General features: G+C 42.4%; 11 protein-coding genes. 5 read left to right on the top strand and 6 right to left on the bottom strand.

Annotation, left to right across the window (positions count from 1 at the left end; genetic code table 11):
• Nucleotides 1–15: 15 nt before the first annotated feature.
• Genes V7K40_RS09465 through V7K40_RS09455 form a run of 3 tightly spaced genes read left to right on the top strand, consistent with a single transcriptional unit; the run spans nt 16 to nt 1,112 of the window.
• The gene (locus V7K40_RS09465) at nt 16–225 is read left to right on the top strand and encodes a DUF2997 domain-containing protein (RefSeq protein WP_334958832.1); all 210 of its coding nucleotides are present in this window, start codon (nt 16–18) and stop codon (nt 223–225) included.
• Nucleotides 226–264: 39 nt separating this feature from the next.
• Nucleotides 265–651, top strand: coding sequence for a DUF1257 domain-containing protein (locus V7K40_RS09460; RefSeq protein WP_334947527.1), 387 nt, complete (start codon nt 265–267; stop codon nt 649–651).
• Entirely contained in the window at nt 651–1,112 is a 462-nt protein-coding gene (locus tag V7K40_RS09455) for a ferredoxin (RefSeq protein WP_334794065.1), read from the top strand. The genes V7K40_RS09460 and V7K40_RS09455 overlap by 1 nt, the downstream gene beginning before the upstream one ends.
• Before the next feature lie 176 nt (nt 1,113–1,288).
• Here the strand turns inward: V7K40_RS09455 and V7K40_RS09450 are convergent, their stop codons facing one another.
• The 3 genes from V7K40_RS09450 to V7K40_RS09440 form a co-directional block, all read right to left on the bottom strand.
• A complete protein-coding gene (locus V7K40_RS09450; protein ID WP_334724665.1) occupies nt 1,289–1,573 on the bottom strand; it encodes a YiaA/YiaB family inner membrane protein in 285 nt (94 codons plus the stop codon).
• Between the two features lie 710 nt (nt 1,574–2,283).
• Entirely contained in the window at nt 2,284–3,957 is a 1,674-nt protein-coding gene (locus V7K40_RS09445) for a DUF4335 domain-containing protein (RefSeq protein WP_334958829.1), read from the bottom strand.
• Between the two features lie 249 nt (nt 3,958–4,206).
• Nucleotides 4,207–4,812 (bottom strand): DUF3038 domain-containing protein, encoded by a 606-nt coding sequence (locus V7K40_RS09440; RefSeq protein WP_273766392.1) that lies wholly within the window; start codon nt 4,810–4,812, stop codon nt 4,207–4,209.
• A 927-nt stretch (nt 4,813–5,739) separates the two neighbouring features.
• Between V7K40_RS09440 and V7K40_RS09435 the strand changes: the two genes are divergently transcribed.
• Nucleotides 5,740–6,687: a molybdate ABC transporter substrate-binding protein gene (locus tag V7K40_RS09435; protein ID WP_334958826.1), complete on the top strand. Its 948-nt coding sequence runs from the start codon at nt 5,740–5,742 to the stop codon at nt 6,685–6,687.
• Nucleotides 6,688–7,137: 450 nt separating this feature from the next.
• Here V7K40_RS09435 and V7K40_RS09430 read toward each other — a convergent pair whose 3' ends face one another.
• The 3 genes from V7K40_RS09430 to V7K40_RS09420 all read right to left on the bottom strand — a co-directional run bounded on the left by V7K40_RS09430 (nt 7,138) and on the right by V7K40_RS09420 (nt 11,168).
• Nucleotides 7,138–9,540, bottom strand: coding sequence for an endonuclease MutS2 (locus V7K40_RS09430; RefSeq protein ID WP_334958824.1), 2,403 nt, complete (start codon nt 9,538–9,540; stop codon nt 7,138–7,140).
• A 197-nt stretch (nt 9,541–9,737) separates the two neighbouring features.
• Nucleotides 9,738–10,034 (bottom strand): DUF2288 domain-containing protein, encoded by a 297-nt coding sequence (locus V7K40_RS09425; protein WP_334959196.1) that lies wholly within the window; start codon nt 10,032–10,034, stop codon nt 9,738–9,740.
• 96 nt (nt 10,035–10,130) lie between these two features.
• A complete protein-coding gene (locus V7K40_RS09420; protein ID WP_334958822.1) occupies nt 10,131–11,168 on the bottom strand; it encodes an AI-2E family transporter in 1,038 nt (345 codons plus the stop codon).
• A 369-nt stretch (nt 11,169–11,537) separates the two neighbouring features.
• Between V7K40_RS09420 and V7K40_RS09415 the strand changes: the two genes are divergently transcribed.
• The coding region (locus V7K40_RS09415; RefSeq protein WP_334958820.1) for a hypothetical protein at nt 11,538–11,795 on the top strand (258 nt) is incomplete at its 3' end.

Genomic DNA, 11,795 nt, shown 5'->3' with positions numbered 1-11,795 from the left:
TGGTTGGCCAAGAGCATGGAGACATTAGAGTTCATAATCTATCCAGACGGTCGGGTACAAGAGAAAGTCACTGGCATTGTGGGTGCTTCTTGCGCTGAAGTTACAGCAGCAATAGAGGCACAGCTGGGGCAAGTAGTTAATCATGAGCCAACCTCAGAATATTTCGCCGCTAAGGTGCAGCAATCTAATATGGCGAATACACACACCACTTACAGCGATTGGTAAGTTTTCACAGTAGTTTAGTGTTATTAATTCACAACCACCATGTCACACTTTAGCCAAATTAAGACTCAAATCCGTAACCTTGATTCTTTGAAAGATGCTTTGACTGAATTGGGCGTAGACTGGAAGCCCGGCCCACGCGAAGTCCGTGGCTATCGCGGTCAAACCCATCCTGCCGAAGTTAGTATTGAGCAGGAAAATGGCTATGACATCGGCTTTAGATGGAATGGCTTGGAATATGAACTGGTGGCTGACTTGCAATATTGGCAGCAAGACCTATCTGTGGATGGATTTTTGCGCCAGGTAACGCAGCGCTATGCTTATCAAACAGTTGTGAAAGAAACCGCTCGTGTTGGTTTTCAAGTCTCTGAACAACAAAAAAATGAAGATGGTTCAATTCGCCTGGTAGTACAGCGCTGGAGTGCGTAATGGCTGATTTTCTGCCGTCGCCGGAAGAACAAGAAGACAACCGTTCCGGTTTGGAACCAGAATTAGGGGGTTTTTTACGGGATGCCCCAGAACGTTCTGGTTTGGAACCGGAATTAGGCGGTGTACTGCGCCAAAATGGTGTTTATGTTGACGAAATCACCTGTATTGGTTGCAAGCATTGCGCTCATGTTGCGCGTAACACCTTTTACATTGAACCAGATTACGGGCGATCGCGTGTGGTTCGGCAAGATGGGGACAATGAGGAAATTATCCAAGAAGCAATTGACACTTGTCCGGTTGATTGCATTCACTGGGTTGATTACACTGAACTGAAAAAGTTAGAAGAAGAGCGCAAATATCAGGTAATTCCCTTAGTGGGTTATCCGGTAGAACAGGCAGTTGTTGCTAGCGAACGTCGGCGTAAAAAGCAAAAGTTAAAGACCAAAAAATCCCGTTATTAAGATAAAAACATTAAATTAATATAATAAAGGACTGGTATATCCAGTCCTTTTGCTTTTCGCTATATAGTTAATTTCTGATGTCTATATTACATCAAATGCCAAAAGGTAGTATTGTTTGATATTCGTGAAACAGCTTTTTGGTAAAGTTTTTTAATCCAAAATTAGTTTAACTCCCTTCATTTGAAATTTAGAGGATCATGTTGTGAAAGCAATTTTTCTACTTTTGCCTCGTCTAACCTAGCGGTTAATCTTCTAGTTTCATGCAAGTCTCTAGTAGTTTTCGCCAAAGTAAAAGTTGAGCCAAGAGAAAAAGCTAAACCCATGCCCATAAAGCCTTTCACCCAGCTATCCACAGGCAAGTTTATAATACCGAAAGTGGTCATAGAAATAGAAAGTATAAAAGCTGCCCAAGTTTGAATAATCCAAGCTGCACTATCTTTTTGAGTACTAACTGTTTGCATATTTCCTACCTTTTATTTGGGTAATTTATACCAATTCAGAATGACGCTCTCTACGAGACGCTTTTGCGTTCGTGGACTCGCTACCGCTACGCTAACGGAATTAAGAGGCGTCAGATTTAATCTGGGTTTCCAGACTTGTATCTGTAGTTTTATTTTGGAGAATTGGTGTTAACAGTAATTGTATTGATTGGTAGGTTTACTGGTATCAATAATAAGACCAGTTTGGTAACTGGACTCCAAAAGGTAAGCTCAAGAGCAATTGGAGTAAATAGAAACTGGCACTAGGTTTGTACCAGTTTTACAAGTGGCATTAAACTGAAATCTTTCAGCATTCAGGGTAAGCCAACTAGCCCGCTTCGGATTCCACACGTCCCGCAATATTTTTGTGAAAGGCTAATAGCCCAAGTCCATTTAAGTGGACTAAAACCCTTTACTAGTCGTCTAAAGATGACTTTAGCTTATTAGCCTAGTAATTCATTACTAGTACACCACGGCGTAAATAGAGCAACCATTTAAAATCCTTAAAAAGCCCATTCCATAATATTTTTGAATGAGTGACTTTTGAACGCCAGTTGCTTCTCCTGTCGGAGACGCGGAAGGGACAAGTCGGCAGAGCCGCCCAACGCACTGGCTCCTTTTGACTTCCGCCTTGCGGTATTAGGCAGTTATTGGGACTAGTGTAATATCTGAGATGAAACAGATTAGTTTACTTATTCATCTGCAAAAGTCTGTACCTTGCCATCAGGACTGAGAACAACTCGAATTCTGAGATTTTGTCCGCGTGGATTGGCGGAAACAAAAGGTTTACCAACTTCAGGCATCCCAGTGTTATCAACGAATTCTCTTGCTGCCTTATTGAGAGGAAAAATTCGTTCCACCGTGCCGTCAACACTGACTATCAAACTATACTCTAATGTTTGTCCTAGTCCAGTAGGTGGTTGCCAACGCTTTCTTAAATATTCTCTAGCTTCTGCTACTTGAGGTGTATCAAATAAGGTGCCAGTAGCCACTTGTGTGGATGTAGGGGGTTTGCGTCCGTCTCCTAATTGATCAATAAAGGGATTATTCTGGGCAGTTCTAGAGGAGGGAAGTTGTGAAGCAGGTTTTTCTCCAGGAGAAAGTTGTTGTAAGGAATTGATTCTTTCGTCTAGTTGTTGTGAGTTTAATGGGGAGGGTTGGGTAGAGGTATTGCCACGATTATTATTGGGTATGATGTCAAGAGACGGGGGTGGGACTGGTGAGATATTAGTTGGTAAGCTGCCTGCGTTAGAAGATAGTCTAGGTGGCAAATTACGCAGCTGAGGGAGAGCACCAGCTTGGGGACTTGATCCTGTAAGATTCTGTCCAAGATTTGGTAATATGGCAATTTCCTGACCTGGGATTTTGCTAGATGGTGCGTTAGCGTTCGCGGAGCGTCTTGTAGAGAAGTTCGCCGTTCGCGTAGCGTCTCCAAGAGTTGGCATCGCTCGATTGGTAGGAACGGTTGAAGTCTTGCTCTGAGGTATAGTCAGTGCATTATTTGGAAATAGAGGTGGCGGTGTAGAGAAACTGGGACTAGGGGCTGTTAGAGGTGCTTGGGGCAAACTAGATGTGGGAAGTGGAGGGGTGGAACCCAGCAAATTATCTGATGGAGTGGTAAGTCCGGGTTCAGGCGTAGGGAAGTTTAGTGAGGATGAAGGTTCTAAAGCAGTCTTTACCGCTGCTGAATCTGCTGTTTTGACTGGCTGCTGTTGCTTTTGCCTTATGTTGTTAGCATATTGCCAAGTAACTGGTAAAAAACCTACACCTAATACTAATACTGCGGCAACAGGTGCCCAAGTAGGGAACCTCAGAATCGAAGTCGTGCTGTTGAGAGTTGGGAGTGCCATAACATCAGTCAAGTATTCATCTAAAGCACTTGCCAAATCGAATAGTTGCAGCAGAGTGAGTTGAATTACCGGACCAGATGAGTGGTTGGCGAGAGAACCGAGAAATAAATTGTGAGTTAAATAGCTGCTTGGTTCTAAGTGGATATTTGCCCCTGGAATCTGGGTACTAAAGGAATTTAATGTTTTTGTTGAGGACTTTAATTCCGGCTCACCCAATGCTGTGGTTGACTCCTGGGTACTGGAGAAACTGACCCAAAAGCTTTCTGGAGACTGTTGGAGGAATTGTTGTACGTAGGTTGTAACTGCATCACATAAGGCTTCGAGTTGATCGCGATCGCCCCGAATTGGAACTCTGTTTTCTTCTGGTAATCGGGGATCGTCAAAACGTAGCTCAAAGCTTAGGTGCTTGAGGACAGTTTTCCCCATCCAACGGGACAGAGGTGAGCTTTGTGCAAATACTTCTAGCGTGCAAGTAGGGGGTGTGTAGCGACGAATGACAGAATTTGATAGAGGCATAGCAGGAACTGCGAGGAAGACTATTTGGGATTTTGCAAAAAGTTGAGCCAGTTGCTTGCAAAGAAAAGTTGAAACAGCGGATTCCTCCACTCAGAACTTTGTCAGGTTTTTTGCATTATGCAAACTGGGGTGCAAGGAGGAAGCAGTGCTGATAGTGGCTTGCCCAAGAACTAACGACCATCAAAAGGGAATTCTTATCTTGCAAACTTTCATGAGCGAATTTTGGTTGAGGAATTTCAAATCTAAAATCTAAAATTTTGTAGAACGGTCTATAAGTGCTAACCAGAGACGGCGATGCCCACCACTAGCACTGTAAAAAAGTAAATCTACAAGCAGTTTGAGTGCCAGGTTAGTAAGTAAATCCGTTGAGATTTGCTCGTCCTCTTCCATCCGCTCTTGGTAGGTGTTGCAAAAAGCATCAATATAATCTCCAAGTAAAGCAGCCTGGTGAGGTTCCCGGTTATTTTCTGCCATTTGTTCCAACAGGCCGACAGCGCGGCGAATCAATTCCTGGTGCTGTTTGGCTAAATAGCAGATGATCAAAACAAGTGATCGCGCTTCTTCGACATCTAGCTTTTTTCGCCCTCCTTGACCTTTGCGTAGAGGATTTGATTGGCGCAGTCGCCATAAAGCTACGCGGTCTGGCACTCTTGACTCTAAATTCAGATCAGTTGCCGCCGAAAGCATAGCCTCTGAACCAATGCCGGTTAAGGTTTCTAGCGCCAACAGCACCAAGTCTAATTGGGTTTTGATATTGTCCCATTGAACTGTGTTTGGGGCTGGAAGCTTGATTAAATCCTCCCACTGGGAATTTGGAGTGGCTGAGTTGGCGGCCGAGTGCATAACTTTTAGCATAGGTGATCAAGCTGATAGGGGATGTTGCTGTTACCCATTTTGAAACCAGACTCTTAAGCATCAAGCTTGGTTTCCCATAGCTCTGAGCCAGAGGCTTCAGGTAGCTTTTTCTATGTGGTAAACAACAGGTATCTTTGTCCTACTCTAGATGAAAATTTATTTTTGACAAAGTAGAAAATTATCAATTCTAGTTAAGGTTTACCCGATTTTCGCTACTGGCTCCGTACAAGAGTATAAATAAACAATATTAAGAATTCTAACCGCGAATTATCGCTAAGTAATTATGTAGAATACCTCCTAATTTATTTACGGTTTTAAATTTTGAAATTTCTTGATGTTTATTCTTGGTTTTCATGTATACATAATTACTATACAAATCTTTTGCCTGTTTGCTAAAGGTGCTTCTTGCTGCTTTCTAGCATTCCACCCCAGTTTCGCTTGTGTGCAGCCTGTTAGGGACTGACAAAAAATAAATTATCCAAAATTATTTGTATATTTATAGGGGTGCAAGGACTTTTACCTGTGTCAACTTAAGGTGAAACCCGCTTTGTGAAAATGTTTTGCCCTCATCCCTTAACCCCTTCTCCCAAAATTGGGAGAAGGGGAATATTAATCAAAGGCTCCCCTCTCCCCAAATTGGGAGAGGGGTTGGGGTGAGGGCGTGAGGGCGTGAGGGGGAATCGAGGTTTCAGGTTTTCAATGCCTAAATCCTGAATTTGATAAAGTCAGCGTTTGAAGATATTGGCCAATTGATTTTGTCCTACTTAGTTGGTACTATAGCTCTAACCGTAAACTACGCACATATCAGAACTCATTTATAAAGTTGATGAGCAGAGGTAATAGTTTAGACATTTACCAAAACCATGCTTAAGTATGAGTTACAGATAATTCACTGAGTAATAATAGCAACGCAATAATATAACAAATATGAAAAAGCATTTTTTTGCCTTTTCACTGATAGCTTGTGCTGTCGGTGTGACTCTGCCAACTCAAGCATTCGCGGTTAAGCTATACGCTGCTGGTAGTTTGCGAGATAGCCTCACAGAAGTAGCTGAATCTTTTAACGATAAATATGGGATTCCAGTAGAAACGAGATTTGGCCCATCTGGTTTAACACGAGAATTTATAGAACAAGAATTCTCCAAAACTGGAAAATCCGCAGATGTTTTTGCTAGTGCAGATATTGATAACCCTCAGACATTGTTTAAAGAAGGTTTAAGTGAACCTGTAGTGAACTTCACTAGTAACCGCATGACTGCTGTTGTCAGATCAGGACTTGGTATCACATCAGATAATTTGTTAGACTTTTTCCTAAAACCCGAAATCAAGTTGGGAACTTCGACGCCTGTGGCAGATCCATCTGGTACCTATGCATGGCAAATATTTGACAAGGCTAATCAGATTATATCTGGTAGCTCTCAAATTCTGAAGGATAAAGCTTTGCAGTTAGTAGGTGGTAATCCTAATGCTCCTATAGTTCCTAATGGCAAAAATAATTTAGTCTACTTTCTAGAAGAAACAAAACAAGCAGATATCTTTTTAGCTTATTACACCAGTGGGAAGACTGCCCAAGCAACAAAAGGTGGTGACAATCTGCAAATAGTAGAATTACCCGAATATTTAGCAACAAAAGCTGATTATGGATTGACTACACTGAAAAACGCCGATCCTGATGGGGAAAAATTAGCTGAATATATTCTGTCACAAGAAGGGCAAGAAATTTTGGCAAAGTATGGATTTAGTGCCCCCTCTACTTCTGTTCCCGAACATCAGGGTGCGGGTGGAATTTTACTGGCTGTAGGTGTAGCTTTAATCTTGAAGAAAAAACAAGCATTGGTCAAAAAGCAATTAGTCAAATTAGACCATCACAGGTAGAAAACTTACTAATTTTGTCTTGCGTTGAATCAACATGATAGTACATTCAATAAAAAAGGAAAATATGAATAAGCTCAATATGTTTCCTTTTTTATCTCAAAAAATAACAAAGGCGAGTATAGCTCTGATAGCAGGAATTTCCCACGCCACTTGACCTTTTTTGAATTAAAAATTAAAAATTAATAAGTTTGAAGAATAATAATTTTTAATTAATTTTGGGTACAAGCCTCCACCCTACGGGAATTAAAAATGTAAAATTAAAAATGTAAAATTAGGATTTATTCAATTTTTAATTAATTTTTAATTTCGAGAAGCGACTTGACGCCAGTCCTCTAATACCCTCCTAAAAAAGGAGGGTATTAGAGGATAAAGCCTAAAACCCAAGCGTATTGGTTTATCAGCACAAATGGGACGAACTAGCAGCGTTCACTAGTTACATTGATTGCCACTTTATTTGATGTGAGCTACAGTAACACCAGTGCCACCATCTGCTTGTTCTGCTGGTTCGTAGTTGTTCACTCTAGAATGCTGTTGCAAAAAGGTGTGAACTCCTTGTCGCAGCTTACCAGTGCCGTACCCGTGAATAATCCAGATTGGGCCCGTCGCTTCCGAGATGGCTTTATCTAGAATGTATTCGGCATCAGCCACCCGTTTACCACGCAAATCGATGGTATTTTGGGAAGTCCGAACTGGGACACTTTGCGGTGGCGGGGTTACTACTGCTGGGGCTGGTTTGGGTTTGACTATTGGTTCTGCTTTTTGACCATCTAAAGATTCTACGTCTTGCAACTTCACAGTCATCTTCATTAGCCCAAACCGAACGCTTAACTCCCCATCTTCATTAGGGGCGACGATTACATCTGCTATCTGTCCGAGTTTGGGAACGCGGATGCGATCGCCTACTTTAGGCATAAACCCAACTTTTGGTTTCGCTGGCGTTACTGGCTGATACTGCTGGCCAATTTGATTCAAAGCATTGGTGGCTTGCTGGGCTTCTTGGGCTGTGGGCGTACCTTTCTGCAAGCGGCGAATCACTTGGGCAATTTCACCTTTTGCTTGGGCGATCGCTTGTTTTACTGCTACTTCCTGTGAAGCCCGCAAACTGCTTTCCCTTTCCTCCAAACTTGCGGCTTTTGCGGATACTTCTTTGTATAAACGTTCCGCTTGCTGCAACAAACTTTGGGCTTCCGCAGCTTTGGTTTCCTGACGGCGGCGTTGCGCTTCTAACCCAGCAATCACCTGGTTAACTTCATCTGTGCCCTCTCCCACTTGAGTTTTCGCCTCTTCTACCACTTCTGGCTTCAATCCCAAACGTAGGGCAATTGTTAAGGCATTAGAACGTCCGGGGATGCCCCACAGCAGACGGTAAGTAGGCGAGAGAGTACTTTCGTCAAATTCTACAGAGGCATTTTCAAACCGATCGTCTTCGTATTTCAGAGCTTTAAGTTCGCCGAAGTGAGTAGTGGCGATAGTTAGCTGGGCATGGTTGGCTAGATATTGCAACAAGGCGATCGCTAAGGCACTACCTTCAACTGGATCGGTTCCTGCGCCAACTTCATCAAGTAAAACCAGTGCTGAGTTAGAAGTAGGAACTTCCCCCTCTGCTTCCCCACTCCCCAATGCTTCTAAAATCCGACTAATCCGGCGAATATGACCAGAGAATGTGGATAAACTTTGCTGTAAGGATTGTTCATCCCCAATATCTGCCAGCACCTGATCAAACCAAGGTATTTCCACTGGTTCGCGGGCGGGGACAAATAAACCCACTTTGGCCATCAATGCTGCTAATCCCAAAGTTTTTAAGGTTACAGTTTTACCGCCAGTATTTGGCCCGGTAATCGTCACTACCCGAATTTGCGGACTAATCAACAAGTCTACAGGAACTACTGGTTGCCCTTGTTCGTGCTGTTGTTGCCACACTAACAGAGGATGGCGTAAATTCCGTAAGGTAATGATTTCACTGTCTTCACGCTGGATAAATCGCGGGGGATTCGCTCCTAGCCAGTAACTATATCGTGATCTAGCGGTTGCCAGATCCAAAGTGGTAGCGATCGCTAACAACCTCTCCAAATCTGGTTTTACTGCGGCGACAAGTTCTGTCAAAATACGGCGAACCGCTTCTTCTTCGGCTTGCTCTCTCCTGATAATCTGCCGCAGTTGGTTGCCTAGAGGCACGATAGAATTTGGTTCCACATAGAGCGTGGCACCACTGGTAGAGGTATCGTGGACAATACCAGGGATAGCATCTTTTTGAGGTGCTTTTACCGGGATGACAAAGCGATCGCTCCGTTGCGTAATTAGCTGTTCTTGAACTGCTCCAGATTTTGCTTGTAAGATATTTTGCAGCTTTTGAGTAATTTGGCTGCGTAATCGCCGCAAGTCTGTGCGAATTTCTCCCAGTTTTTGACTGGCGCGGTCAGTTACCTGGGCCCGTTCATCAATACAACGGTGAATTTCCTGTTCTAGTTCTGGATAAGTCCGCAAATCGGCAACTAACTCAGTCAGTATCGGCAAATCTTCCTGATTGTCAATGACACGGCGCAAATTTCTGACACCAGCGAGGGTGGTGGCGATCGCTAACAGTTCATCCCCTGTCAAAATTCCGCTGCGTTCTGCCCGTTCTAGGGAATCGCCAATATCTTGAATTCCCTCAAATGACAATCCCGTGGTCAGGCGAGTTTCCAGTTGGTAAATTTCTTTGGTTTGCTCTAACAACTGTTCGCTTTGGGACTGAGAATCAGGTATTTTCAGATTACGCGCAGCTGTCGCCCCCAGCTTAGTTGCCGCAAAGGTGGCAAAGTGCTGGCAGAGGCGATGCCATTCTAATAGTTCTAAGGTTTCAGATTGGATCAAGGTTTCAATATCTAATCTGAAATTATCGTAACAATTCTAGCTCCTAGATGGATGAATCTTAAAGGAGAAAATTTTGCTTTAGTCAAATTAGCCAGCTAGTGCGTGGCAATAACCAAGTAATAACTGATACATCAAGCTATCTTTCCTGAGAAACTACCTCAACACTAACTGTCATCGAAAACAACACAGTAACTAATTTAAGCAGAGACTATTTCCTTCACCAAAACGTAAGGCTGAACAATGAGGGTATTAAATCGCTTACTGCGATTGCCATTCCATTCTCCTACTTGTACTGTCGTTGGTTTAGTAATTAATTGCTGATCAATCCACTGTTCTACTGATGGAATGTTATCACTAGCGATCGCTACTCCAACATCCAGCAAGTTTAAATCAGGTGCCACCAAAATTACTGCATCTCGTTGTACATGAGGAATTAGCCACTCCCACTCTGCCTCATCCAAAATTTCTGTTAATTCTGCTCTTAAATCCGACATCATTCCTCAATTTGTATTGACTAATCAACTATTTTACATTATTTACTACTTCCAACTCCTGTACATACGCGATTAATCGCGTCTCCAAATTCCTAACTAAACTTCTGATTTCATTTCATCAATTTCAAATAAAGATACAATTACTCCAGCGATCGGAATAGATATAAAAACACCTAATAATCCTGCTACTCTAGCACCTACTAGCAAAGCAAAAAACACCACTACAGGATTAAGATTCAGCGCATTTTGCATAATTCGAGGCGCAATCAAGTTGTCTTGTATTTGCTGAAGGACAATACAAGCTATCAAGACTTTCAATGCTAACCAAACACCTTGAGACAATACAAATAGAGTTACTGTGCTTACTGCTAATGTTGCTCCAATGCCAGGAATTATATCAACAATTCCGATGATCACTGACAATATCAAAGCAAAAGGCACTTTTAATATTAAAAAAACTATAAAAGTCGTAATTGTGAGAAATGCACTTAATAACAACTGACCTCTAAAAAATCCCAGAAATGAGCGTCTTATTATATTTGTAAATCTATTACGGCGCTGTTTTGGTACTACTTTGATGATAAAATCCCACAGTTTTTCTCCATCTAGTAACATAAAAAAAGCTACAACAGCAATCAATATAAAAGTAAGAAAATTCGTCATGAATCCTTGTAAAATAGCCAAACTAGTAACAAGACTAGATATAGCTTGGTTTCGTAATTGTTCTCGAATAAAACTTAAATCTATCTGCAAATTTTGGTTTTGCAAAAACCCTTCTAGTCGCTCTAATAGAGGTATTAAAGAATTTACAAAGCCAGTTATACTGTCAATTAATTGTTGTCCTTGAGATAAAACCGTTAAGCCCACGGTAATTATCAGACTGCCAATAATTACAATACTGAGCAAGAAAACGACACCAACAGCTACACCGTGGGGCAAAAAACGCCGCAGCCATTGAACAGGATAGCTGAGTAAAAAAGCCAAAATTGCAGCAAATGTAAAAATAACAATGACCGCTTCAAAGTAAGCTAAAAGTTGTACAATTGCCCAGCCAGAAGCAACTAAAAGCAAAAAGCGGACTAACGCCAGATTATTTAATCGCTCCCAAAAATTCTTGGCTTCAAAGCCGCTCATATGCTGTTTAGGGTGAAATTGATGATAGATTTGCCTAGCAACTGCATTTAAGCACAAAGTCTGACTTCATTGCTAGAGCGCGTTGACCTTAAACATACAGAGGCTAAGGGGCGTAGTTTACCGCCGTAGGCATCGCTACCTCTCTAAAGCATATAAACCGCGTCCACCTTGAAAACTGTAGTTCTTTCCGTATGAAAAGAAAAAACCCTCATCCCCCAGCCCCTTCTCCCAAATTTGGGAGAAGGGGAGCCGGAAAGAAGTCCCTCTCCCCCTACTTGGGCTACGGTGTACACACAAGTCGGAAAAACTTTATCTATCAAACATTTGCAGTGCGTTACGCTGGCGTAACAAAGCTAAATTGTTGCAATCATGGCGATGCCTGCGGTTCTTGCTAGCCAACGCATTCGTTATTTCGGCGTACGCATTCGTTATTTCGGCGTACGCATTTGTTATTTCGGCGTACGCATTTGTTATTTCGGCGTACGCATTTGTTATTTCGGCGTAAGCGTTTGTTATTTCGGCGTACGCATTTGTTATTTCGGCGTACGCATTCGTTATTTCGGCGTACGCATTTGTTATTTCGGCGTACGCATTTGTTATTTCGGCGTACGCATTTGTTATTTCGGC

The sequence above is a fragment of the Nostoc sp. genome, from assembly GCF_036917195.1.
Lineage (GTDB): Bacteria > Cyanobacteriota > Cyanobacteriia > Cyanobacteriales > Nostocaceae > Nostoc.
This window is presented reverse-complemented; position numbering and strand designations above follow the sequence as displayed.